The organism is Sphingomonas sp. ABOLG, assembly GCF_003950435.1.
Taxonomy (GTDB): domain Bacteria; phylum Pseudomonadota; class Alphaproteobacteria; order Sphingomonadales; family Sphingomonadaceae; genus Sphingomonas; species Sphingomonas panaciterrae.
Window position 1 is genome coordinate 296044 of sequence record NZ_QQWW01000004.1, and the last position, 23321, is coordinate 319364.

25 protein-coding genes are annotated in these 23321 nt (G+C 65.4%); 18 read left to right on the top strand and 7 right to left on the bottom strand.

The genetic code is table 11. The features are described 5' to 3' along the window. Positions 1–14: 14 nt before the first annotated feature. The 3 genes from CA236_RS07055 (at position 15) to CA236_RS07065 (ending at position 2210) form a co-directional block, all read left to right on the top strand. Positions 15–671, top strand: coding sequence for a hypothetical protein (locus tag CA236_RS07055; RefSeq protein WP_125945061.1), 657 nt, complete (start codon positions 15–17; stop codon positions 669–671). 73 nt (positions 672–744) lie between these two features. Continuing rightward, positions 745–1122, top strand: coding sequence for a fluoride efflux transporter CrcB (gene crcB, locus CA236_RS07060; RefSeq protein WP_125945062.1), 378 nt, complete (start codon positions 745–747; stop codon positions 1120–1122). Further along, positions 1119–2210, top strand: coding sequence for an RluA family pseudouridine synthase (locus tag CA236_RS07065; protein WP_046410829.1), 1092 nt, complete (start codon positions 1119–1121; stop codon positions 2208–2210). Before crcB ends, CA236_RS07065 begins: the two co-directional genes overlap by 4 nt. A gap of 33 nt (positions 2211–2243) precedes the next feature. On the opposite strand, the gene CA236_RS07070 is transcribed toward CA236_RS07065, so the two are convergent. Then, a complete protein-coding gene (locus CA236_RS07070) occupies positions 2244–2456 on the bottom strand; it encodes a hypothetical protein (protein ID WP_046410830.1) in 213 nt (70 codons plus the stop codon). 181 nt (positions 2457–2637) lie between these two features. Here CA236_RS07070 and CA236_RS07075 point away from each other — a divergent pair, with 181 nt between their 5' ends. Together CA236_RS07075 and CA236_RS07080 are read left to right on the top strand one after the other, a co-directional pair. Next, positions 2638–2850, top strand: coding sequence for a hypothetical protein (locus CA236_RS07075; protein ID WP_125945063.1), 213 nt, complete (start codon positions 2638–2640; stop codon positions 2848–2850). After that, positions 2847–3530: an ATP12 family protein gene (locus CA236_RS07080; RefSeq protein ID WP_125945064.1), complete on the top strand. Its 684-nt coding sequence runs from the start codon at positions 2847–2849 to the stop codon at positions 3528–3530. The genes CA236_RS07075 and CA236_RS07080 overlap by 4 nt, the downstream gene beginning before the upstream one ends. Here CA236_RS07080 and gmk read toward each other — a convergent pair. The 4 genes from gmk to CA236_RS07100 all read right to left on the bottom strand — a co-directional run bounded on the left by gmk (position 3519) and on the right by CA236_RS07100 (position 6605). Next, positions 3519–4187, bottom strand: coding sequence for a guanylate kinase (gmk, locus tag CA236_RS07085; RefSeq protein ID WP_046410833.1), 669 nt, complete (start codon positions 4185–4187; stop codon positions 3519–3521). The genes CA236_RS07080 and gmk overlap by 12 nt on opposite strands. Positions 4188–4333: 146 nt before the next feature. Next, positions 4334–4549 carry a hypothetical protein gene (locus CA236_RS07090; RefSeq protein WP_125945065.1) on the bottom strand — a complete coding sequence of 72 codons (216 nt, stop codon included), beginning with the start codon at positions 4547–4549 and terminating at the stop codon, positions 4334–4336. A 45-nt stretch (positions 4550–4594) separates the two neighbouring features. Beyond that, positions 4595–5986, bottom strand: a complete 1392-nt coding sequence (gene fumC, locus CA236_RS07095; RefSeq protein WP_125945066.1) for a class II fumarate hydratase — start codon at positions 5984–5986, stop codon at positions 4595–4597. 133 nt (positions 5987–6119) lie between these two features. Next, a complete protein-coding gene (locus CA236_RS07100) occupies positions 6120–6605 on the bottom strand; it encodes a ClpXP protease specificity-enhancing factor SspB (protein WP_046411795.1) in 486 nt (161 codons plus the stop codon). 73 nt (positions 6606–6678) lie between these two features. On the opposite strand from CA236_RS07100, the gene hisB reads away from it, so the two are divergent. The 13 genes from hisB (at position 6679) to CA236_RS07160 (ending at position 21809) form a co-directional block, all read left to right on the top strand. Continuing rightward, positions 6679–7266, top strand: a complete 588-nt coding sequence (gene hisB / locus CA236_RS07105) for an imidazoleglycerol-phosphate dehydratase HisB (protein ID WP_046410836.1) — start codon at positions 6679–6681, stop codon at positions 7264–7266. Further along, on the top strand, positions 7263–7868 hold the full coding sequence (gene hisH, locus CA236_RS07110; RefSeq protein WP_046410838.1) for an imidazole glycerol phosphate synthase subunit HisH: 606 nt from the start codon (positions 7263–7265) through the stop codon (positions 7866–7868). Before hisB ends, hisH begins: the two co-directional genes overlap by 4 nt. Then, complete coding sequence (hisA, locus tag CA236_RS07115; RefSeq protein WP_125945067.1) at positions 7865–8599, top strand: 1-(5-phosphoribosyl)-5-[(5-phosphoribosylamino)methylideneamino]imidazole-4-carboxamide isomerase; 735 nt, start codon at positions 7865–7867, stop codon at positions 8597–8599. Before hisH ends, hisA begins: the two co-directional genes overlap by 4 nt. 3 nt (positions 8600–8602) lie before the next feature. Further along, positions 8603–9364 (top strand): imidazole glycerol phosphate synthase subunit HisF, encoded by a 762-nt coding sequence (gene hisF, locus CA236_RS07120; protein ID WP_125945068.1) that lies wholly within the window; start codon positions 8603–8605, stop codon positions 9362–9364. A 60-nt stretch (positions 9365–9424) separates the two neighbouring features. Then, positions 9425–9595, top strand: coding sequence for a hypothetical protein (locus CA236_RS18735; protein WP_164518879.1), 171 nt, complete (start codon positions 9425–9427; stop codon positions 9593–9595). 32 nt (positions 9596–9627) lie between these two features. Beyond that, entirely contained in the window at positions 9628–9963 is a 336-nt protein-coding gene (locus CA236_RS07125) for a phosphoribosyl-ATP diphosphatase (RefSeq protein ID WP_046411797.1), read from the top strand. Positions 9964–9973: 10 nt separating this feature from the next. Then, the gene (locus CA236_RS07130) at positions 9974–10366 is read left to right on the top strand and encodes a histidine triad nucleotide-binding protein (protein WP_046410843.1); all 393 of its coding nucleotides are present in this window, start codon (positions 9974–9976) and stop codon (positions 10364–10366) included. 124 nt (positions 10367–10490) lie between these two features. Further along, on the top strand, positions 10491–12068 hold the full coding sequence (locus tag CA236_RS07135; RefSeq protein WP_046410844.1) for an amino acid permease: 1578 nt from the start codon (positions 10491–10493) through the stop codon (positions 12066–12068). Positions 12069–12178: 110 nt separating this feature from the next. Further along, complete coding sequence (gene ligA / locus CA236_RS07140) at positions 12179–14305, top strand: NAD-dependent DNA ligase LigA (RefSeq protein WP_125945069.1); 2127 nt, start codon at positions 12179–12181, stop codon at positions 14303–14305. 164 nt (positions 14306–14469) lie between these two features. Then, positions 14470–17754, top strand: a complete 3285-nt coding sequence (locus CA236_RS07145) for a TonB-dependent receptor (RefSeq protein ID WP_046410848.1) — start codon at positions 14470–14472, stop codon at positions 17752–17754. A 98-nt stretch (positions 17755–17852) separates the two neighbouring features. After that, complete coding sequence (locus CA236_RS07150; RefSeq protein ID WP_046410849.1) at positions 17853–18971, top strand: histidine kinase; 1119 nt, start codon at positions 17853–17855, stop codon at positions 18969–18971. Between the two features lie 89 nt (positions 18972–19060). Further along, positions 19061–19861, top strand: coding sequence for a LytTR family DNA-binding domain-containing protein (locus tag CA236_RS07155; RefSeq protein WP_046410851.1), 801 nt, complete (start codon positions 19061–19063; stop codon positions 19859–19861). A 94-nt stretch (positions 19862–19955) separates the two neighbouring features. Beyond that, positions 19956–21809, top strand: a complete 1854-nt coding sequence (locus CA236_RS07160; protein ID WP_125945070.1) for an ABC-F family ATP-binding cassette domain-containing protein — start codon at positions 19956–19958, stop codon at positions 21807–21809. A 66-nt stretch (positions 21810–21875) separates the two neighbouring features. Here CA236_RS07160 and CA236_RS07165 read toward each other — a convergent pair whose 3' ends face one another. After that, positions 21876–23090, bottom strand: a complete 1215-nt coding sequence (locus CA236_RS07165) for a cyclopropane-fatty-acyl-phospholipid synthase family protein (protein WP_125945071.1) — start codon at positions 23088–23090, stop codon at positions 21876–21878. A 44-nt stretch (positions 23091–23134) separates the two neighbouring features. Next, positions 23135–23321, bottom strand: a 187-nt coding sequence (locus CA236_RS07170; protein ID WP_241212551.1) for an FAD-binding domain-containing protein, incomplete at its 5' end; no start/stop codon positions are given.

Here is a 23321-nt window from a genome sequence, read left to right on the forward strand (position 1 = left end):
CGGATCAAGCCGCGGTGGCTGATCTCGACAACAGCCTCGCGACGATGAACGACGCGGCAAGCGCAAATGACCCGGCGCTGCAAGGTGCGCTTCGCGATCCGATCATGGTCGATCCGAAGCTGGTGCAACAGGCGAACGCCAATACGGTGCGACCGCCGCTTCAGCCAGGTTCCGGCGCGCTACCGCCGGAAGGCATTGGCCAACGCGCTGACGCTCAGGTAGCCGGCGCGCTCCGCGCCGCGCCCGCACCGACCGGAACCTGCACGCAATGTGCCGCCGCCCGGCGCGCGCTGACGCTTGGGGCCTTGGCGCAGAGCCAGGGCGCCTCGGCGCAATGCGTGAACAACGTCGCCTATTCCGCCGATTGGGCCAACCGCCTGCCGCAAGGCGTGCCGCTTTATCCCGACGCCCAGATCAGCGAGGCGGCCGGCGCCGATCGCGACGGCTGCGCGCTGCGAGTCGTCAGTTTCATCAGCGCAGCGCCCGTCCAGCGCCTGCTCGACTGGTATTACACCCGCACCTCAGAGGCCGAATTCCGATCCGAACATCAGGCCGCCAGCGGGGAGCATATCCTGGCAGGCACCAAGAAGAACGCGGCCTTCTTCCTGATCGTCAAGCCGCGCCAGAACGGCGGATCGCAGGTTGACCTGATGGCCGACGGCGGCGGCTGAGCAAGCCGACCGAACGGCACAGGGCACGCGTTCGGCGTTCCCCTTTGAGCGTTTTCGCTCTAGGGGCGCGGTAATGAACGGATTACTTCTGGTGATGGCCGGTGGGGCCACCGGGGCGGGCCTGCGCCACCTCGTCGGGCGCGCCGCCCTGACCACCCTTGGCACAGGCTGGCCCTGGGGCACATTGATCGTCAACATCGCGGGCGGCTGCGCCATGGGGATGCTGGCGGGAACGCTGGCGCGGCTCAGCAGCGGCGGCGAGGCTTGGCGCCTGCTGATCGGGGTGGGCGTACTCGGCGGGTTCACTACCTTCTCCGCCTTTTCACTCGAAACATTGCTGATGATCGAACGCGGCGCCTGGCTTCAGGCGTTTGGCTATATTCTCCTATCGACGATCGGTTCGATCGCGGCGCTGGCGGCCGGACTCGCCTTCACCCGGGTGGCAGCATGAACGACAGCGTCCGCCAGTTCACCGTCGCCGCCGATGACGACGGCATCCGCGTGGATCGCTGGTGCAAGCGGCATTTGCCCGACACCAGCTTCACCACTGTCGCAAAATGGGCGCGGACCGGCCAGTTACGCCTTGATGGCGCGCGCGTCGGCCCGGGCGACCGCGTGACGGCCGGCCAGGTCCTCCGCCTCCCGCCGGCGGAACCGGTGCGCACCGATGCCAAGCCAAAGCGCGAGCGTCCGCCACTCAGCGAGGATGAGGTCGCCTTCGCGCGCGAAATGGTGATCCACCAGGATCCCGCCGCATTCGTCCTGAACAAGCCGCCGGGCCTCGCCACGCAGGGCGGAACGAAGACGACCGCCCATGTCGATGGCCTGCTCGACGCGCTTCAGTTCGATGCCGAGGGTCGGCCGAAACTGGTCCATCGCCTCGACAAGGATACGTCGGGCGCGCTGCTCGTCGCCCGCACCTCCCGCGCTGCCGCCTTCTTCTCCAAGGCGTTCTCCGGCCGGTCAGCGAAGAAGGTTTATTGGGCGCTCGTTGTCGGCGTACCTTCGATTGATGACGGCACGATCGATCTGCCAATCGCCAAGCAGCCCGGCACCGGCGGTGAGAAGATGCACGTCGACGAGGAGAACGGCCAGCCCGCGCGCAGCCGCTACCGCGTCATCGAACGCGCCGGCAACCGCGCCTGCTGGGTGGAGCTACAGCCGTTCACCGGGCGCACGCATCAGCTGCGCGTCCACATGGCGGCGATTGGTCACCCGATTGTCGGGGACGGCAAATACGGTGGCCCGGCCGCGTTCCTGACCGGGGGCATCAGCCGCAAGATGCATCTCCACGCGCGCCGCATCCGGGTGGATCATCCCGATGGCGGGGCGATCGACGTCACCGCCGAACTGCCCACGCATTTTGCGGAAAGTCTGGCCGGCCTTGGCTTTGACGAGGCCGCTGGTGACGCGCTTCCGGCCGATACGCGGCCGCCGGTGACCCGCGAGGACCGCAAGGCGAAGGCACGCGCGCATGCCAAGCAGGTCCGCAAGGCGCGCCGGGGCGAACGCCGCGGTCGCGGCGCGCGGGGCGAGTGAATGGCACGCCGGGAGCCTGGCTCCCGGCGGCGCTCAGATGGTGAGGTTGAGCAGCGGCGCGCCCAGCGACAGGCTAACCACATGCGCTGACAGGATCAGCGATGCGCCTGCGGTGATGCCGCACATGACATAGCCGACATAGGTGAGGACCGGCGGATTGGGGCGGCGCAGCTTGGCGTTGCGCGATGCGCCCGAAAAAATGAAGCTGACCAACAAACCGTAGATAAAGACTGCCGCGCCGACCATCGTCGTTCCGTTTCCATAGGCTCAGAAAATGTGAGGCCTGCCCCCCCGGGCCCGCTCTCGCTATTGCTTCCATAGACCATAAAGCTGATGCGTAACCAAGAGGTTGACTGCCAGTTGATCCCGTTGCGGAACCAACTGGTCGCGACTGGCGCCTCCACGAAGCATAGGCCATAGCGGCGACATGGCACGCGACCCCGCCCGAACACGCTGGCTGATTATTTCGCTGACCCGCATCGTCACGGCGATGGCTGCGGTGCTCGGCGTCATCCTGCTCGCAGAGGGGCCGGACACTGGCAGCAAGATACTGGGCGGCGCGATTGTGCTTGCCGCATTGTGGGCCATGGCGGTCGTACCGCGCGCGCTGGCGCGGCAATGGCGGAGCCCGAGTGAATGAAGCGTTTCTGGACTGACGTCACGATTGACGAGGAGCGGGTGGTGCGGCTGGACGGCCGCCCTGTTCGCACGCCGGGTCGAGCACCGCTCGCATTGCCAAGCACCGCCCTTGCAGAGGCAGTCGCGGACGAATGGCGCGCGGTCGGCGAGACGCTCGATCCACGGTCAATGCCGCTCACCGGGCTCACCAACGCTGCGATCGACCGTGTCGCCCCCTCCCCCCGCGCCTTCGCCGCAGGCCTGGCGGCTTATGCCGAGACCGATCTGCTCTGCTATCGCGCCGAATCGCCGATCGAACTGGTGCGGCGTGAAGCCGAAGCATGGGATCCGCTGCTGGAATGGGCGCGCGGCCGCTACGACGTGCATTTCGAGATCGTCAGTGGCCTCATGCACCAGCCACAGCCACCAGCGACTGTGACCCGGCTGGCAGAGGCTGTCGCGAGTCGCGACCCTTTCTCCCTCGTCGCGCTTCAGCCGATCGTCACGATCACGGGCACACTCGTCGGTGCTCTTGCGCTGGCCGAGGGGCAGATCGACGCCGACACCCTGTGGGCCGCCGCCACGGTCGATGAAACGTGGCAGGCCGAACAATGGGGCGTGGATGAGCAGGCGGCCGAAGCCAATGCCGCGCGCCGCCGCGATCTCGACGCGGCTGTACGCTTTCTCGCGCTACTCGAGTGAACCGCTTTTCTTGAGCAGACTGCGGATGAAGCCGATGATGCCGGTCTGGCGTGATCGCTTCAGCCGCTCGGCCGCCAGGATCATCCGGACACATTCGAAGCAATGTTCAAGGTCATCGTTGACCAGGACGTAGTCATAACCGTCCCAGTGGCTCACCTCGTTCGCGGCACGCGACATGCGCGCGTCGATCACCTCTTGGCTGTCGGTCGCGCGCTTCTGTAGCCGATCCTGAAGGATAGCCATCGACGGGGGCAGGATGAACACACGGACTACGTCGCCGCCGGCCAGCTGGTGCAGCTGCTGGGCGCCCTGCCAGTCGATGTCGAACAATATGTCCTTGCCCTCGCTCAACGTGTGAAACACGTCGGCCTTGGGCGTGCCGTAGCGATTGTCGAAGACATGCGCCCACTCGAGGAATTCATGGTTGTTCGCCATCTCGCGAAAGCGATCCAGCGTGACGAAGTGATAATCCTTGCCGTCGATCTCGCCGGGGCGCGGCGCACGCGTCGTATAGGATACGGACATCGACAGCTCCGGCTCAGCCGCCAGGAGCTTCTTGGCTATCGTCGACTTTCCTGCGCCCGAGGGTGATGACAGGACGAACAGGACGCCGCGACGGCGAAAGCCATGCGGATCGGTCGGGGAAGATGCGGCCATGCGCGCTCCTGCCGCGCGGAGGACATGAGCGTCAAGGTTCCGTCCGCGTCATTCCCGCAAAAGCCGCGCGGCTGAGCAGCTCGGCCGGTGCTCAGCCGCTCGTCACTGTGCCGGCAGATCCCATCATGGGCATCTGCCTGGCAGGATCAACGCACGGGGCGCCCGGACATGCCTTTGCCCGCCTTGCGCCGGTCGTACATCTTCTTCGCTACGTAGCCGCCACCGAGCAGCAGCCCAAGCGGGCCCGTTCGGGTCGCCATGCGTGCCGCCAGGGCGCCCACGGCCGCGCCCTTCAATCCACCGCGCCCATCCCGACGATCGATTTCCTTGCCGACGAGTGCGCCAACGATGGTGCGAAGCATGGATGTTCCTTTCTCTACTTGGCTCGCTAAGCGCTTCGGCGCGGTTCAGGTTCCCAGCATCCCCTCGGGGCGAACCACGCGGTCGAACGTTTCACCATCAACCAGCCCAAGCGCCAGACCTGCCTCACGCAGCGTCAGCCCTTCGGCATGGGCATGTTTGGCGATCTTCGCCGCATTGTCATAGCCGATCTCGGGAGCGAGCGCGGTGACCAGCATCAGCGATCGGCCGACCAGATCAGCAATCTGCCGCTCATTGGCGACCATCCCATCGACACAGCGCTCGGCAAAGCTGGTCATCCCCACTGCAAGCAGGTGGATCGATCGGAGCACGTTGGCCCCGATCAGGGGCATGAACACGTTGAGCTCGAAATGCCCCTGCATGCCCCCGACGGTCACCGCCTGATGATTACCGATCACCTGCGCTGCAACCATGGTCAGCGATTCGCACTGCGTGGGATTGACCTTGCCCGGCATGATCGAACTACCCGGCTCGTTCGCCGGCAGCGAAAGCTCGCCCAGGCCGGAGCGCGGACCGGAACCCAGCAGCCGGATGTCATTGGCGATCTTGTTGAGCGCCACCGCCAGCGTGTTGAGCGCGCCGGAAAAGAAGACCAGGCCATCCTTGGCGGCCAGTTGCTCGAACTTGTTCGGCGCCGGTTCGAACGGAAAGCCCGTGATGTCGCTGATCGCCGCGGTCATGTCGGATGCCCAGCCCTCGGGCACGTTCAATCCCGTGCCAACCGCGGTACCGCCGATCGCGAGCTTGCGAATATCGCGGTGCAGCGCCTCCTCGATCCGCCCGCGGCAACTTGCGAGCTGCGCGGCATAGCCGGAAAATTCCTGCCCCAGTGTCAGCGGCGTCGCGTCCTGCGTATGCGTCCGCCCGATCTTGACGATGTCGCGCCATTGTTTCGCCTTGGCATCCAGGGCAGCGTGAAGCCTGTCCAGCGCCGGGAGCAGCGCATCACGCGTCGCGAGCGCCGTCGCGACGTGCAGCGCCGTGGGAAAGCTGTCGTTGGAAGATTGGCTCATGTTGACGTGATCGTTGGGGTGCACCGGCGCCTTGCCGCCGCGCTTGCCGGTCAGCACCTCGTTCGCGCGTCCGGCGATCACCTCGTTCACGTTCATGTTGGTCTGCGTACCGGAGCCGGTCTGCCAGATGACCAGCGGGAATTGCTCATCCAGGTTGCCTGACACGATCTCCTGCGCGGCATCCTCGATCGCCTTGACGACCGCTCCGTCCAGCCCATGGCGGGCGTTCACCCGAGCGGCGGCTTGTTTGACGATCGCCTGCGCGCGGCCGATGCCGATTGGCATCCGCTCCATCGCCCCAAAGGGGAAGTTCTCGATCGAGCGCTGCGTCTGCGCGCCCCAGTAAGCGTCCGTTGGCACCTCGATGCTGCCAATCGAGTCGGTCTCGGTGCGCGTGTCGTTCATGCCTCAGCCTATCTGTCGTGACAGGCGGTATTTGGAGGCGAAGCAGTAAGGCGCAAGGGGACACGGCGGTCGGCCGCCGTGTCCCCTTGCGCCCATGTTCATGGTGCCGGCACGCTACCGGCCCGAAGCGAGGCTATTTCTTGCGCTTGAAGTCCACGGAGACGACGTTCGACCCGTCCTCGCTCGACGTGGGTGGCGGGCCATCGTTTTCCGCCGGATCGTGCGGCTCGGGACCGTCACCGGGCCCTTCCTGCGCCTGGAAGCGCAGCTCGAAATTGACCGCCGGATCGTGGAACCCGGTGATCGCCGAATAGGGAATCATCAGCTTCGAGGGCACCTGGTTGAAACTCAGGCCGACAGAGAAGCGCTCCGCGTCGACGGTCAGGTCCCAGAAGCGGTTCTGCAGCACGATCGTCATTTCATCGGGGAAACGCTCGATCAGCCGCTGCGGGATATCGACCCCCGCCGCCTGCGTCTTGAAGGTGATGTAGAAATGATGGTCGCCCGGCAGCCCCCCGCCGGTCGCGACCGAGCCCAGCACGCGACCGACGACGGCGCGCAGGGCCTCCTGCACGATCTCGTCGTAGGGAATCAGGCTGTCAGGTGCTTGGTCGTCCATTTGCATCATCGGTAACGGCACGAACCGTTCGGTCAAGATTGCATGGCGCGTCGGCTCCGCTATGTGCGCGCTCATGCGCAGCGCGACGATCCGCCGTGACACCAGCGAAACCAAGATCGCGGTGACCGTTAACCTTGATGGCACGGGCGCGTACCGTGTGTCGACCGGAGTTGGCTTCTTCGACCATATGCTGGAGCAGCTCTCCCGCCACTCGCTGATCGACCTGGATGTCGAGACGAAGGGCGATCTGCATATCGACCAGCACCACACCGTCGAGGATACCGGGATCGCCATCGGCGAGGCGCTGGCCAAGGCGCTCGGCGATAAGCGCGGCATTCGTCGCTATGGCGATGCGCTGTCCCCGATGGACGAGACGCTGACCCGCGTCGCGCTCGACATTTCCGGGCGCCCCTGGCTCGTGTGGAAGACCGAGTTCAGCCAGAAGCGGCTTGGCGAAATGGACACCGAGATGTTCAAACACTGGTTCCACAGCTTCGCGCAGGCCGCGGGCATAACGCTGCACGTCGAGACGCTGCACGGCGAGAACAACCACCACATCGCCGAAAGCGCGTTCAAGGGCCTCGCCCGGGCGCTGCGTCAGGCGATTGAGATCGATCCGCGCAAGGCCGATTCGATCCCGTCGACCAAGGGCGTTCTGTGACGCTCGCGTTGGTCGACATACAGTCGGGGAACCTGCTGTCGGTCGAAAACGCCCTGCGCGCCGCCGGCGCATCAGACGTGATCGTCACCGCCGATCCGGACGCGATTGCCCGCGCCGATCGCATCGTCCTTCCCGGCGTCGGCGCCTTCGGGGCCTGCGCGGCAAACCTGCGTGCGGTCGACGGGCTTGAGGCGGCGCTGCGCTCCCGCGTTCTCGACCAGGGCGCGCCGTTCCTTGGCATTTGCGTCGGCATGCAGCTGCTCGCGGAACAGGGCGAGGAACTCGGCCAGCATCGCGGGCTCGGCTGGCTGCCCGGCAATGTCCGGCGACTCGATCCCGCCGGTACCGATGCAAAGGTGCCGCACATGGGCTGGAACGATGTGGTGCCCACCGGCGATCACCCGCTCCTGCGGCCGGGCGAAGCCTATTTCCTGCACAGCTTCGCTTATGATGGCGACGGCGTGCTCGCACAGACCGACCATGCTGGCCCCGTCACTGCCGCGATCGGCCGCGACACGATCGTCGGCGTTCAATTTCACCCGGAGAAGAGCCAGCGCTACGGCCTCGATCTTCTTGCTCGCTTTCTGGAGTGGCGTCCTTGAGCCTCATCGTGTTTCCCGCCATCGATCTAAAGGCGGGCCAGGTCGTTCGCCTCGCCGAGGGCGATATGGATCGTGCGACCGTTTATGGTGATGATCCCGCAGCCCAGGCGATGTTGTTCGCCGATGCGGGCGCAGGCCACCTCCATGTCGTCGATCTCGACGGGGCCTTTGCCGGTGAAAGCCGCAACGGGGAGGCCGTGCGCGCGATCGTCAGCCGCTTTCCCGGCCATGTGCAGCTCGGCGGCGGCATTCGCACGCCGGAGAGCGTGGAGGCCTGGTTCGACGCCGGCGTCGCCCGCGTCGTGATCGGTACCGCCGCGCTCGAAAATCCGCAGTTCGTTCGTGACATGGCCGCCGCCTTCCCCGGCGGCATCGTCGTCGCGGTCGACGCGCGCTACGGCATGGTCGCGACCAAGGGTTGGGCCGACGTATCCACCACCACCGCCACCGACCTCGCGCGCCAATTCGAGGATGCCGGCGTTGCGGCGCTCCTGTTCACCGACGTCGGCCGCGATGGCCTGTTGAAGGGCTGCAATGTCGAGGCGACGGTCGATCTGGCGCGGGCCGTGTCGATCCCGGTGATCGCCAGCGGCGGCGTTGCCGGCATCTCGGACATTCACGTGCTGGCGCTTCACGCCCGCGACGGGGTCGAAGGCGTCATTACCGGGCGCGCCCTGTACGACGGCAGGCTTGATCTTGCCGCCGCGCTTACCGTTGCTGCGGCGGCCTGAACGATGACGGTTCGTGCCCGCGTCATTCCTTGCCTCGACGTCGCCAACGGCCGTGTCGTGAAAGGGGTCAACTTCGTCGATCTGATCGATGCCGGCGATCCGGTGGAACAGGCCCGCGCCTATGATGCGGCGGGGGCCGACGAATTGTGCTTCCTCGACATCATCGCCAGCCATGAGGGACGCGACACGATCCTTGACGTGGTGCGCCGCACGGCAGCGGTCTGCTTCATGCCGCTGACGGTGGGCGGCGGCGTGCGCAGCGCCGATGATGCGCGCGCGCTGCTGCTGGCCGGGGCAGACAAGGTGGCGGTCAATTCCGCCGCGGTGGCGAGGCCCGAAGTGGTCGCTGACATTGCCGAGCGATTTGGCAGCCAGTGCTGCGTCGCCAGCGTCGATGCGCGTCGAGTCGATGGCGGGTGGGAGGTATTCACCCACGGCGGCCGACGCGGAACGGGTATTGATGCCGTCGCTCATGCCTTGCGCCTGGCGGAGCTTGGCGCAGGCGAAATCCTGCTGACGTCGATGGACCGGGATGGAACCCGCGACGGCTATGACCTCGACCTGGTCCGCGCCGTTGCGGACAGGACGAGCGTGCCGGTGGTCGCCTCTGGGGGTGTCGGCACTCTCGACGATCTCGTCCGCGGGGTGACGGAGGGTCATGCCTCGGCGGTGCTTGCAGCCTCGATCTTCCACTTCGGTCAGGCGACCATCGCCGACGCTCATGCTGCCCTCGCCGCGGCGGGCGTGCCGGTACGGCGGCATTGACGCTTCGCTGCATGTCGGTGGCATAAGGGACGCCTCGTCCCTTCCGGAGCCGCTTGCGTCATGCCGCCTTCGCTGTTCACGCTGACCGGCGCCGCTCCGCCCGTCGGGGCTGCGGCGGTGTCCACGCCGCGTACCGGTCCCGAACTGTCCGATGCGGCGCTGTTCGTTGCCGCCGCCATCGCCGTCTGGCTGACCCGGCGTGCGCTGCGCAACCGTGGTCGGAAAGGTTGACCTGGATCGCCGCGCGCGGCACCTCGCGCGGCATGGCTGACGACACTCTCGACCGTCTCGAAGCAACGATCCGCGCGCGCAAGGATGCACCCGCGGTACGCTCCTATACCGCGAGCCTGTTCTTCCAGGGACGACATAAGATCGCGCAAAAGTTGGGCGAGGAAGCGGTCGAAACGGTCATCGCCGCCTGCTCCGGCGAGGATGCGGATATCGTTCCTGAGGCGGCCGACCTGATTTTCCATCTGCTGGTGCTGCTCGCCGACGCCGGCCTCTCGCTCGACGACGTCCGACGCGAGCTCGACCGGCGTGAGGGCCAGTCGGGCCATGACGAAAAGGCTGGCCGCCCCCTCTCCTTCCGCCCTGAATAAGGCTTCGCTCATGCCCGTCGATGCAACGCTGCCCTATGACGATCAGAACATCTTCGCGCGGATCCTTCGCGGCGAGATACCGGCCCGCAAGGTGTACGAGGACGAATACGCGCTCGCGTTCCACGACATCGCGCCTTGGTCTCCGACGCACATTCTGGTGATCCCGAAGGGCGCCTACGTCAGCTGGGATGATTTCTCCGCCAGGGCCAGCGATGCGGAGATTGCCGGATTCGTCCGGGCGGTTGGCCACATCGCGCGGGAGGCTGGTTTGGTCACACCGGGCTACCGCCTCTTGGCCAATGCCGGTCCGCACAGCCATCAGGAAGTGCCCCATCTGCACGTCCATATCCTTGCTGGCCGGCCGCTAGGCCCTATGCTGGTTCAAAATGACAGCCATAAGTAGCAGAAAAGACGCAATCTTGCTTCCGAACGCCGTGAGGGATTGCGCGATGACGATCTCCCGCTAGTTTCGCGCGCTTTAATGCACATGCGGCCGCCAGTGCCGCGCTCCTGGGGGAAAAGGCCGCATGATCTTTGGCCGAGTAAAACCGCTCGACGCCATCTTGGCGACTGCCGAGAAAAAAGCGCTTCATCGCACCTTGGGCTGGTTCCAGCTCACCTTGTTCGGCATCGGTTGTGTGATCGGTACCGGTATTTTCGTTCTCACCTCCGCCGGCGCACAAAAGGCCGGCCCGGGCCTGATGCTCGCATTCGCGATCGCCGGCCTGATCTGCATTGTCGCCGCGCTTTGCTACGCGGAGATTGCAGCCATGATCCCCGTCGCGGGATCAGCATATACCTACAGCTACGCCACGATGGGCGAACTCGTCGGCTGGACCGTTGGCTGGGCCCTGATCCTCGAATATGCCGTGGCGGCCAGCGCCGTGTCCGTCGGGTGGTCGGGCTATTTCACCGGCACGATCCTCAATGAATTTCTCGGGATACACCTGCCGGCGTGGCTGTCGGGCGCACCGCTCGCACTAGGCGGTGTCGAAGGCGGCTTCATCAATCTGCCCGCCGTCGTCATCTCGCTCTTGATCACTTGGCTGCTGATGGTCGGCACCACTGAAAGCGCCCGCGTGAATGCGGTGCTGGTGGCGATCAAGGTGACGGCGCTGACCGCCTTCATCGCACTCACCATTCCTTCCGACGCGTTCGACTCCGATCGCTTCAACCCCTTCCTCCCGGCCGGCATCTTTGGTGGCTTCGGCACCGGCGTCGGTGCAGTCGGCGCCGCGGCGACGATCTTCTTTGCCTATGTGGGCTTCGACGCCGTGTCGACCGCGGCTGAGGAAACTAAGAATCCGCAGCGCAACGTCCCGATCGGTCTGGTCGGATCGCTGCTGTTCTGCACCGTCTTCTACATCCTGGTGGCTGCGGGTGCGATCGGCACCGTCGGTGGTCAGCCGATCATGGGGCCGAACGGCGTGCCGTTCCCGGCCGGCTCGGAAGAGCTTGCCCGCCAGTGCGCCACTTTCGCCGCCAACGACCTCCCGCTCGTCTGCTCGAACGAGGCGCTCGCCCATGTGCTGCGTCAGATCGGCTGGTCGGGCGTCGGCAACATGCTGGGCATCGCGGCATTCCTCGCGCTGCCGTCGGTCATCCTGATCCTGATGTTCGGCCAGACCCGCATCTTCTTCGTGATGAGCCGTGACGGCCTGCTGCCGGAGCGCCTGTCGGCAGTGCACCCGAAGTGGAAGACCCCGTATATCGTCACTGCGATCACCGGCGCAGCCGTGGCCTTTGCCGCTGCCTTCCTGCCGGTCGGCAAGCTCGCGGATATCGCCAATGCGGGTACGCTCTACGCGTTCATGATGGTGGCCATCGCGGTCATGATCCTGCGCCGTACCGAGGCGAATCGTCAGCGCAGCTTCCGCACCCCGGCGCTCTGGATCGTCGGCCCGCTGACGATCGCAGGCTGCATCTTCCTGTTCTTCAACCTGCCGCTAGACGCGATGCTGGTGCTGCCGCTCTGGGGCATCCTGGGTCTCGTGATCTACTATGGCTACGGCTACCGCGCGTCGCACCTTGGCCGCGGCCTGGTCGAAGTGCACGAGAGCGAAGCGGTGCATGAGGTCGATCCGTCGGTGCCGGGCACGCGCTAGGCACGGCGACGCACCTTAGTTACAGCAAGAGGGCCGGGGCATTGCTCCGGCCCTTTTCGCATCGGGCGCACTGGCTTGGCGGCGCGTCCCGGCTCGCCTAACCAGCCGGCATGACCGCGCTTCCCACCACCGAAACCGCCGCTGCTGCCGAGCTCGAGTATCTCGCCGGCGAGATCGCGCGCCACAACCGCCTCTACCACACCGACGATTCTCCGGAGATACCCGACGCGGACTATGATGCGCTCGTCCGCCGCAACAATGCGCTGGAGGCCGCCTTCCCGCACCTCGTCCGCGCCGATTCCCCCTCGCGGCAGATCGGTGCAGCGCCCGCGGGCCATCTCGCGAAGGTGACGCACGCACGCCCGATGACCAGCCTCGACAATGCGTTCAGCGACGAGGAGGTGGAGGAATTCGTCGCCCGGGTCCGCCGCTTCCTGCGCCTCGGTGATGACGAGGAGGTGGCGCTCACCGCAGAACCGAAGATCGACGGCCTGTCCTGCTCGCTCCGCTACGAACAGCGCCGGCTGGTCCAGGCGCTGACCCGCGGTGACGGTACCACGGGCGAGGACGTGACCGCCAATGTGCGCACCATCGCGGACATTCCCGCCAACCTCCCAGACGATGCGCCCGATATCTTCGAGGTCCGCGGCGAGGTTTATATGGCGAAGGCCGATTTCGCCGCCCTGAACCAGCGGCTGGCCGAGGAAGCGGCTGAGACGGGCAAGGAAGCACGCCAGTTCGCCAATCCGCGCAACGCCGCCGCCGGTTCGCTGCGGCAGAAGGACGCTGGTGTGACGGCGCGGCGCCCCTTGCGCTTTCTCGCGCATGGCTGGGGAGAGGCGACCGCCCTCCCCGGCACCACCCAATCGGCCGTGATCGCCGCCATTCGGCAATGGGGCTTTCCCGTCGCCGACGGCTTCACCACCGTTGCCACTACCAGCGACGCCCTCGCCCAATATAACCGCATCGAACGCGAGCGCGCCGACCTGCCCTTCGACATCGACGGCGTCGTGTACAAGGTCGATCGCCTTGACTGGCAGGAGCGTCTGGGCTTCGTCGCCCGCGCCCCTCGCTGGGCAATCGCACACAAGTTTCCGGCCGAACGCGCGCAGACGACCCTCAACGATATCGACATCCAGGTCGGCCGCACCGGCAAGCTGACGCCGGTGGCAAAGCTGGAGCCGGTGACGGTCGGCGGCGTCGTTGTCCGCAACGCCACCCTCCACAATGCGGATGAGGTCGCGCGGCTCGGCGTCCGCCCCGGCGACCGTATCGTGGTGCAACGCGCCGGAGACGTCATTCCGCAGATCGTCGAAAACCTCACCACCGATGAGGAGCGCCCCGCCTGGCACTTCCCCACCCACTGCCCCGAGTGCGGCTCCGAAGCGGTGCGCGAGCCGGGCGAGGTCGACTGGCGCTGCTCGGGTGGGCTCGTCTGCCCCGCGCAACAGGTGGAGCGCCTGCGCCATTTCGCCTCACGCTACGCACTGGATATCGATGGGCTTGGCATCACCAACATCGAAAGCTTCTTCGCGGACGGGCTGATCGCAACCCCCGCCGATATCTTCCGCCTGACCGAGGAACAGCTCCTCGCGCGGGAACGCTGGGCTTCTGTCTCCGCCCGCAATCTGATCGCGGCGATCGACGCCAAGCGCCGCCCCCCGCTCGACCGCTTCCTCTTCGCACTCGGCATTCGCCACATCGGCGAGGTCACCGCGCGAGATCTCGCGCGGCGATGGCGGAGCTGGGACGCGTTCCGCGAGATGGTGCAACGCGGCATCGAAAAGCGCGACGGCATGCTCCAGGCGATTGGCGAGAGCGACGACAAGCTGCTCGCCCGCACCGCCAAGGAACTGGCCGCAATCGTCGACACCAAGCAGGTCGGACCGGAAGTGGCGCTCGCGCTGATCGATTTCTTTGCCGAGGAACGCAACGACTCGGCGGTTGCAGACCTGCTCGGCCAACTGACGCCCGCAGATGTCGTGCATGAGACTCGAGCCTCGGAGGTGTCGGGCAAGACCGTCGTCTTCACCGGCACGCTCGAAACAATGAGCCGCGACGAAGCGAAGGCGCAGGCAGAGGCCTTGGGGGCGAAGGTATCAGGCTCCGTATCGTCCCGGACCGACCTGGTGGTGGCCGGCCCAAGCGCTGGATCCAAAGGGAAAAAGGCCGCTGACCTGGGCATTAGGGTCGTCGATGAGGCAGGCTGGCAAGCCATCGTCGCTGCTGCCGGATAGCACGAATACACCTGTCGCTTTTTTGCAACGCAGCAAAATCAAAAATGGTTCCCTTTGGATTCTTCTCGCCCGCGTAACCGAACGGAAATATTGCGCGGGCACGGGCGCGGCAGCGGTTCAGGCACCGTTTGTCAGAGCACCTGCTCCAAGGGGAATTTGATTAAATGCGACATAACCTGTTTCTGGGCGTAGCTGCGGTTGCGCTCATCGCACCGGCCGGCGCGATGGCTCAGGAAACCACTTCCGCCATCCGTGGTACGGTGACGGCAGCAGGTGCGCCCGTCGCGGGCGCAACGGTTACCGCGCGGGAAACCGCGTCGGGCACGACGTCTTCGACCACCACCGATGCGAACGGCGGCTTCTCGCTGAGCGGTCTGCGTCCGGGTGGCACGTTCACCGTTGATGTCCAGTCGCCCCAGGGCGCCAAGCAGGTCACCGACATCTACACGGTGGTGGGTCAGACCTATTCGCTGCCGATCGACGTTGCGGCGGCTGACGAAGGCGACGGCGACATCGTCGTGACCGCCTCGTCGATCGCCGGCGCAGGCGTCACCTCGGACGGCCCGCAGACCGTTCTTAACGCGCGCGACATCTCGAAGGTCGCCTCGGTCAATCGCAACGTCCGCGATCTCGCCCGCCGCGACCCGTTCGCCGCGCTTGATCTCACCAACGGTCAGGGCGCCGTCAGCTTCGCCGGCGTCAACCCGCGCTTCAACCGCTTCACCATCGACGGTGTGCAGGTCGGCGACACCTTCGGCCTGAACTCGGATGCGAACCCGACCAACCGTGGCCCGGTCCCCTTCGACGCCATCGGTCAGTTCTCGGTCTCGATCGCACCCTATGACATCCGCCAGGGCAACTTCCTCGGCGGCGTCATCGACACCACGCTGAAGTCGGGCACCAACACCTTCACCGGCACCGGCTTCTATTCGCAGTCGACGGATGGCCTGCAGGGCGACCGCATCGGTTCGAACCGCATCACCCTGCCGAAGTACAAGTCGGAGACCTACGGCGCGACGATCGCCGGCCCGCTGATCAAGGACAAGCTGTTCTTCATGGTCTCGGCGGAGCGCAACACCGATCCGCGCCCGCTGTCGATCGCCACGCTGAACCAGATCCCCGGCTACAACCAGGGCGTGCTGGATGAGGTGATCAACATCGCCAACACGCAGCGCTACGGCGGCTATGCGACCGGCGATTTCGTGACGATCAACAATCAGAAGGACGAGAAGATCGTCGGTAAGATTGATTGGAACATCACCGACAATCACCGCCTCTCGCTGTCGTACATCAACGCGTACGAGGAAAGCACGGTCGCCAACGGCACCAGCGCCAACAACAACACCCCGGTCATCGGCCTGGCGTCCAACTATTATCAATCCTCGAACCTGCTGCGCGCCGGCATCGTGAAGCTGAACTCGGACTGGACCGATCAGCTGTCGACCGAAGCCCGCTTCCTCTATCGCAGCACGCGCCGCGGCCAGGATCCGCTGCTCGGCACCGGCTACCCGCAGATCCGCGTCTGCACCGACCCGACGAGCATCGTGAACGGCACCAACACCGCGTCGAGCTGCGGCGTCGGCACGCCGATCGTGGCCTTCGGCCCGGACAACAGCCGTCAGGCGAACGAACTGTTCTTCGACACCTGGGGCGGTTCGTTCCTGACCCGCTACTCGGCCGGTTCGCATGAGCTGAAGTTCCTCGTTGAATATAACGAGAACCGCAGCCGTAACCTATTCGTTCAGAACGCCACCGGCAGCCTGTACTTCGACTCGATTACGGACTTCCGCAACGGTCGCGCCAGCGCCTACAACCTGCAGGTCGCGCTCGATGGTGACATCAACAGCGCCGCAGCCGACTTCAAGTACGGCCAATACACCTTCGGCTTCCAGGACGATTGGGCGATCACGGACCGCCTGACGCTGACCTACGGCGCTCGCTACGACCTGTACGGCATGCGCACCCAGGTGCCGCTGAACAGCTTCTACCTGGCGCGCTACGGCTTCCCGAACACCAAGACGTTCAAGGGAATGGACAATTTCCAACCGCGCATCAGCGCGAACTGGCAGACCAACGACTGGCTCAGCCTGCGCGGCGGCGTGGGTGTGTTCGGTGGCGGTTCGCCGGACGTGTACCTGTCGAACAGCTTCTCGACCACGGGCGTCCTGACCAACGCGCTGAACTCGTCGACCTCGGGCTTCGGCGTGATCCGTTCGAACACCGATCCGGCAGGCTGCAGCACCGGCGCAGCTTTGTGCGGCATTCTCGACAACGTCGTTGCACCGGGCATCCCGCAGGCGGCCGTCGATTACCTGCGCAACAACACGCAGTCGCTGTCGCTCGCCCCGACCTCGTCGCTGGCGCAGGACCTGCGTCTGCCGGCGGTGCTGAAGGCGACCTTCTCGGCTGACGCCAAGGTTCGCGGCGTGAACCTGGGCGCCGACTTCCTGTACACCGACGTGCTGAGCGCCCCGTCGTTCACCGACCTGCGCGTCCGCCGCGTCGGCACGCTGCCGGATGGCCGCCCGCGCTACGCGCCGCGCACCACGCTGACCGATGGCAACAGCGACTTCCTGTTCTACAACGAGGATCGCGGTCGCAGCTTCATCTTCGTGGTTCGTGGTGACAAGCGGTTCGACTTCGGCCTGTCGGTCCACGGCAGCTACACCTGGCAGGACGTGAAGGACGTCAGCCCGGCCACCTCGTCGACCGCCAGCTCGCTGTACGGCAACGCCGCGATGATCGACCCGAACGTGCCGGCCTATGGCATCTCAAACGATCAGATTAAGTGGGCGTTCAAGTACGGTGTCGGCTTCGATCGTGCGCTGTTCGGTGACTATCGCACCGCGATCCAGCTGTTCGGCGAAACCCGCGCGGGACGTCCGTTCAGCTTCACGATGCAGGACAACAACAACGGCCGCTCGCCGGTGTTCGGGACGATCGGCAACAACGATCGCTACCTGATGTACGTGCCGACCAGCACCACCGATCCGCTCGTCAGCTACGACAGCGAAGCGACGCGTGCCGGTCTGGAAGGGCTGATCAACCGCACCAACCTGAAGGACTATCGCGGCCGCATCGCTGGCAAAAACATCGCCCGCAACCGCGCCTTCACCCGCATCGACCTCCACGTCGAGCAGGAAATCCCGACCTTCGTCGGCGGTTCGCGGATCACGCTGTTCGGCGACATCGAGAACCTGCCGAACCTGCTGAACAGCAACTGGGGCGGCCTGCGTCAGCTCGGCTTCCCGTACACCGCAGCGACGGTTCAGGTGCAGTGCCTGAACGCCACCGGTGGGGCGCTGACCGGCGCGATCGGATCGCCGTCCAACGGGGCGAACGCCTGCGCGCAGTACCGTTATTCGAACTTCCGTGAGCCGAACACGGCCAACCCGAGCATCAACAACTCGCTCTACCTGATCCGTCTCGGCGCGCGCTTCACCTTCTGATCGCGCTGACCTGAATGGGTCTTCGGGGCCGCCGCATCTTCGGGTGCGGCGGCCCTTCCTTTTTGCGCGACGGCGAATGGCGGTGTAAGGGGCGCGCAATGGCGACCTCGCTTCCTGCACCGTCCACTCCGCAAGCGCCGATCCGACCCAGCAATCTGGCGGTCCGGCCCTTCTTCGAGGACAAGGCCCGCGCCTTCTGGATCCTGCAGGCGGCCGGCTGGACCGGCTATCTCGTCCTGCGGACCGTTTCGGCCATATCCGGCGGCTTCACGATGCAAGGTGTGGTCAGCATCCTCGTGGAAACGATCGTCGGCTATTGCATCACGCTGCTGCTGTCGGTGCTGTACGGCGTCTATCGCGGCCTGCCGCGTATCACCGCGATCCTGCTGACGGTCTTCACGCTCGGCGCTGCGACCTTCATCTACGCGCTGCTCGACACTTTCTCCTTCAGCCTCATCAAGCTCTCGGCGCCCGGCGTCGACGTGAAGCTGCTGATCGGCTCGCTGTTCCTCAATTTCACCGTGCTCGCCGGTTGGTCGGCGCTCTACTTCGGGATCAATTTCTACCTTATCGTCGAGGAGCAGATCGATCAGCTCCAGCATCTGGAGACGCAGGCGTCCTCGGCGCAGCTGGCGATGCTGCGCTATCAGCTGAACCCACACTTCCTGTTCAACACGCTCAATTCAATCTCGACGCTCGTGCTGCTGAAACAGACCGAGCGGGCGAATGCGATGCTCAGCCGCCTCTCCAGCTTCCTGCGCTACACGCTCGCCAACGAGCCGACCGCGCATGTGACGCTCGCGCAGGAGATCGAGACGCTGAAGCTGTACCTCGAGATCGAGAAGATGCGCTTCGAGGATCGGCTCCGCCCGAAGTTCGAGATCGACCCCGCGGCCGAACGCGCACGCCTGCCCTCGCTCCTGCTGCAGCCGCTGGTCGAAAATGCGATTAAATATGCCGTCACGCCCAAGGAGGAAGGCGCCGAAATCCACGTCAGCGCGCGGTTGATCGGCGATCGCGTTCGGATCAGCGTATCTGACACTGGACCGGGCTTGCAGCCGACGCGGAACAAGCCAAGCCTTTCAACCGGCGTCGGGATCGCCAATATCAGGGAGCGACTGGCACAATCTTTCGGAACGGATCACCGGTTCGAGGTCCGCGCGATGCCGACGGGGGGGTTCGGCGTGGAGATCGAGATACCGTTCCAGCTTGAATAACGGGGAAGAGTTAAGGGGGCAGTGACGTACGATGACCGCCGGCGCCGATCGTCAGGGCTGGTGGCATCCGCTTGGAGAATGACTGTACCATGACCATCCGCACCATTCTCGTCGACGACGAGCCGCTCGCGATCCAGGGCCTAGAGCTCCGGCTGCAGGCGCACGCCGACGTCGAGATCGTCGCCAAGTGCCAGAACGGGCGCGAAGCGATCAGCGCGATCAAGACCCACAAGCCCGACCTCGTCTTTCTCGATATCCAGATGCCCGGCTTTGACGGCTTCTCCGTCGTCCAGGGCCTGATGGAGGTTGAACCTCCGCTCTTCGTGTTCGTCACCGCTTATTCGGATCACGCCCTGCGCGCGTTCGAGGCGCAGGCCGTCGACTATCTGATGAAGCCGGTGGAGGAATCGCGGCTCGCCGACACGCTCGATCGCGTGCGGCAGCGCCTGGCGGAAAAATCGAGCATCAACGAGGCGGAAAAGCTGAAGGAGGCGCTCGCCGAGCACGCGCCCGAGGCCGCGGCCGAGATCGTGGACGGCGGCGAAGGTCCCAATGCAAGCCGCTTCGAAAAGCTCATCAACGTCAAGGACCGCGGCCAGATCTTCCGCGTCGATGTCGACACGATCGAAATCGTCGAGGCCGCGGGCGACTATATGTGCATCAAGACGGCGGACAACACGCTTATCCTGCGCGAAACCATGAAGGACCTGGAAAAGCGCCTGGATCCGCGCCGCTTCCAGCGGGTCCACCGCTCGACGATCGTCAACCTCGATCAGGTGCGCCAGGTGAAGCCGCACACCAATGGCGAATGCTTCCTCGTGCTCGATTCGGGCGCGCAGGTGAAGGTGAGCCGCAGCTACCGCGACGTCGTCGCCCGCTTCGTCCACTGAGACGTTCGCACCGATGACCTGCCGGCTGGCGCATGCGCGCCGGCCGGTACCGACGTGCATTACGCAAGCGCAGCAAATCTGCTACGGCGCGCCAATGCTTACGATCAATGGTATCACGGTGCGCCTCGGTGGGCGCGCAATCCTCGACGGCGCCTCCGCCTCGCTGCCGCCCGGCAGCCGCGTTGGCCTGATCGGGCGCAACGGTGCCGGCAAGTCGACGATGGTGAAGGTGATCGCCGGCCAGATCGAGCCCGACGGCGGCTCGATCGACAAGCCGCGGGGCGCCCGCATCGGCTATATCGCGCAGGAAGCACCCGCAGGGGACGCCACACCGTTCGAGACGGTGCTCGCCGCTGATACCGAGCGCGCGACGCTCATGGAGCAAAGCGAAACCGAAACCGATCCCGAAAAGCTCGGTGACATCTATGAGCGGCTGATCGCGATCGACGCTTACACTGCGCCGGCTCGCGCCTCGCAGATCCTCCTCGGCCTCGGCTTCGACGAGGAAGCGCAGAACCAGCCGCTCGACAGCTTCTCCGGTGGGTGGAAGATGCGCGTCGCGCTCGCCGCACTGCTGTTCTCGCAGCCCGACCTGCTGCTGCTCGACGAACCGTCGAACCACCTTGATCTCGAAGCAGTGATGTGGCTGGAGGATTTCCTGCGCTCCTACAAGGCGACGATTGTCGTCGTCAGCCATGAGCGTGATTTCCTCAACAATGTCGTCGATCACATCCTGCACCTGCAGGGTGGAAAGACGACCCTGTACGCCGGCGGCTATGATTCGTTCGAGCGCCAGCGGGCCGAGCGTATGGCGCAGATCGCGGCGGCAAAGGCGAACCAGGATGTACAGCGCGCCAAGCTGCAGGATTATATCGCCCGCAATTCCGCACGCGCCTCGACCGCGAAGCAGGCGCAGAGCCGCGCCAAGATGCTGGCCAAGATGCAGCCGATCGCCGAACTCGCCAACGATCCGACGCTCTCGTTCGGCTTCCCCGATCCCGAACCGCTGCGCCCGCCGCTGGTTACCCTCGATTATGCCAGCGTCGGCTATGGCGACACGCCGATCCTTCGCCGGCTGAACCTGCGCATGGATCCGGACGATCGCATCGCGCTGCTCGGCCGCAACGGCAACGGCAAGACCACGTTCGCCCGCCTGATCGCGGCGCAGCTCGCCCCGATGGAGGGCAGCATGACGGCGAGCAACCGGATGCGGGTCGGCTATTTCACCCAATATCAGGTGGAGGAGCTCGACTCCGACGACACCCCCCTCGCCCATATGACGCGGGTGATGAAGGGCGCGACGCCGGCCGCGGTGCGCGCGCAGCTTGGTCGCTTCGGCTTCTCGGGCGATCGCGCGACGGCAACCGTCGGCAAGATGTCAGGCGGCGAGAAGGCGCGGTTGGCGCTCGCACTGATCACGCGTGAGGCGCCGCACCTGCTGATCCTCGACGAACCGACCAACCACCTCGATGTCGACGCACGCGAGGCGCTGGTACAGGCGCTCAATGACTATAAGGGCGCCGTGCTGATCGTCAGTCACGATCGTCACATGGTGGAGCTTACCGCCGATCGGCTGGTGCTGGTCGACGGCGGCACTGCGCGCGAATTCGACGGCAGCCTCGACGATTACACCGCCTTCATCCTCGCCAAGGAGCCAAAGTCCGAAGGGAAGGCAAAGGGCAAGGATGATCGCAAGGCGTTTGCGGAGAAGCGCGAAAACGACAAGGCGTGGCGCAAGTCCGCAAAGGAGGCCGAGGCCGAGATCGCCAGGTTGGCGTCCGAACGTGACGCGATCGACCATGCCATGGCCAATCCGGTATCGGCACCGAAGGAATTGTACGGCTTCAACACCGGCCAGTTGCTGAAGCGCCGCGCCCAGGTGGTGGAGCGGCTTGAGGCGGCCGAGGCGCGTTGGCTGGAAGCGACCGAGGCGCTCGAAGCCGCCTGACGCACCACGCATGGAAGTCCCGCGCGGTGACCCGCGAGGACCGGGGACGCGTGCCCAGCCTGGTGGCTAGTGGCCTTTGACCAGCGTGATCTGGACCACGTCGATGCCGCCGCCTCGAAAGCCACCCTCGCAATACATCAGGTAATAGCGCCACAGATTGACGAAGCGGCCGTCGAACCGCGGCGGCAGCCGTCCGTCTGCGACGGCCTTGTCGAAGTTCAGGCGCCATTGCAGCAGCGTCTCGGCATAATCCTGGCCAAAGGCATGGCGATCCTGCCACGTCAGCCCCTCTGCCTCCGCGAGGGCGCGAAACTCTGGTTCGTGGATCAACATCCCGCCTGGGAACACATAGGCCTGGATGAAGTCGACATTGGCGCGATAGCCGGGCCAGATATCATCGGCGATCTTGATGAACTGGATCGCGGCGCGTCCGCCCGGCTTCAGGCCGCGGGCGATCGCCTTGACATAATCCGCCCAATACCGCTCGCCCACCGCCTCCACCATCTCGATCGACGCGACGGCATCGTACATCCCACGCACGTCGCGATAATCGGTCAGCGACACCGCCACCGGCAGGCCTGAGGTGCGGGCAACCACATGGCGTTGCTGCTCCGACGCCAGCGTGATCGCGCGAACGCCGATCCCGCGCTTCCCCGCCGCTTCTGCCAGCGCGCCCCAGCCGCACCCGATTTCCAGCAACGTGCCGTCCGGCGGCACGTTTACGCGATCCAGGACCGCATCAATTTTGCGCTGCTGTGCCGCCTCCAGCGTGTCGCCTTGTGCGAAGATCGCGCTCGAATAGGTCAGGGTCGGATCAAGCCATGCCTCGTAGAAATCATTGCCGAGGTCGTAATGCGCGGCGACGTTGCGCCGCGCATTGCGCCGTCCGTTGTGGCGCATGGCATGGATGAGGCGCGCCCCCAGCCGCGCGCCGGGCTTTGCGCGACCAAGCTCCCCCAGCGTCGCACGGTTGCGCATGAACAGGTCAAAGATCGGGACGGGATCCGGGCTGGTCCAGTCGCCATCGACCCAGGCTTCATACCAGCCGATCGACCCGCCGATGATCAGGCGCCGAAGCGCGCGCCAGCGAACGATCGTGACATGTGCCACCGGGCCGTCGCGCCGCCCCCCCAGCAGCCGGCGTACGCCATCGGGCAACACGCCTTCGATTGCCCCCTTTTCCAGCCCCTCGTCGATCCGGTCGAGGATACGGTGGAATACCGGCGCAATGCTGCGCGCCCACCGATTGTCCGCCGCCGGCTCTGTCACCTGTCTCAGCATCGTCGCTGCTCATGCACCGGCGCGTGCAGCGACGAAAGCAGGAATTACCGCACCTGCCGTCCCGCCGCGAGCGCACGTTCGCGCGCTTCGCGATGCCCGATGATCTTGCGCGGATAGTTCGCCGGCAAGCAGCCGCTCTCCTCCGGATCGTGGATCGCGGCATCGGGCACATCGCGCAACTCGGGCACCCATTCGCGGATATAGTCGGCGGCGTCGAACTTGGCCGAACGC

Excerpts from the sequence above, each read along its gene's own strand:
- crcB (WP_125945062.1), top strand. The coding sequence starts at position 745 with ATGAACGGATTACTTCTGGTGATGGCCGGTGGGGCCACCGGGGCGGGC.
- CA236_RS07065 (WP_046410829.1), top strand. The coding sequence starts at position 1,119 with ATGAACGACAGCGTCCGCCAGTTCACCGTCGCCGCCGATGACGACGGC.
- CA236_RS07070 (WP_046410830.1), bottom strand. The coding sequence starts at position 2,456 with ATGGTCGGCGCGGCAGTCTTTATCTACGGTTTGTTGGTCAGCTTCATT.
- CA236_RS07075 (WP_125945063.1), top strand. The coding sequence starts at position 2,638 with ATGGCACGCGACCCCGCCCGAACACGCTGGCTGATTATTTCGCTGACC.
- CA236_RS07080 (WP_125945064.1), top strand. The coding sequence starts at position 2,847 with ATGAAGCGTTTCTGGACTGACGTCACGATTGACGAGGAGCGGGTGGTG.
- gmk (WP_046410833.1), bottom strand. The coding sequence starts at position 4,187 with ATGGCCGCATCTTCCCCGACCGATCCGCATGGCTTTCGCCGTCGCGGC.
- CA236_RS07090 (WP_125945065.1), bottom strand. The coding sequence starts at position 4,549 with ATGCTTCGCACCATCGTTGGCGCACTCGTCGGCAAGGAAATCGATCGT.
- fumC (WP_125945066.1), bottom strand. The coding sequence starts at position 5,986 with ATGAACGACACGCGCACCGAGACCGACTCGATTGGCAGCATCGAGGTG.
- CA236_RS07100 (WP_046411795.1), bottom strand. The coding sequence starts at position 6,605 with ATGGACGACCAAGCACCTGACAGCCTGATTCCCTACGACGAGATCGTG.
- hisB (WP_046410836.1), top strand. The coding sequence starts at position 6,679 with ATGCGCAGCGCGACGATCCGCCGTGACACCAGCGAAACCAAGATCGCG.
- hisF (WP_125945068.1), top strand. The coding sequence starts at position 8,603 with ATGACGGTTCGTGCCCGCGTCATTCCTTGCCTCGACGTCGCCAACGGC.
- CA236_RS18735 (WP_164518879.1), top strand. The coding sequence starts at position 9,425 with ATGCCGCCTTCGCTGTTCACGCTGACCGGCGCCGCTCCGCCCGTCGGG.
- CA236_RS07125 (WP_046411797.1), top strand. The coding sequence starts at position 9,628 with ATGGCTGACGACACTCTCGACCGTCTCGAAGCAACGATCCGCGCGCGC.
- CA236_RS07130 (WP_046410843.1), top strand. The coding sequence starts at position 9,974 with ATGCCCGTCGATGCAACGCTGCCCTATGACGATCAGAACATCTTCGCG.
- CA236_RS07135 (WP_046410844.1), top strand. The coding sequence starts at position 10,491 with ATGATCTTTGGCCGAGTAAAACCGCTCGACGCCATCTTGGCGACTGCC.
- ligA (WP_125945069.1), top strand. The coding sequence starts at position 12,179 with ATGACCGCGCTTCCCACCACCGAAACCGCCGCTGCTGCCGAGCTCGAG.
- CA236_RS07145 (WP_046410848.1), top strand. The coding sequence starts at position 14,470 with ATGCGACATAACCTGTTTCTGGGCGTAGCTGCGGTTGCGCTCATCGCA.
- CA236_RS07150 (WP_046410849.1), top strand. The coding sequence starts at position 17,853 with ATGGCGACCTCGCTTCCTGCACCGTCCACTCCGCAAGCGCCGATCCGA.
- CA236_RS07155 (WP_046410851.1), top strand. The coding sequence starts at position 19,061 with ATGACCATCCGCACCATTCTCGTCGACGACGAGCCGCTCGCGATCCAG.
- CA236_RS07160 (WP_125945070.1), top strand. The coding sequence starts at position 19,956 with ATGCTTACGATCAATGGTATCACGGTGCGCCTCGGTGGGCGCGCAATC.
- CA236_RS07165 (WP_125945071.1), bottom strand. The coding sequence starts at position 23,090 with ATGCTGAGACAGGTGACAGAGCCGGCGGCGGACAATCGGTGGGCGCGC.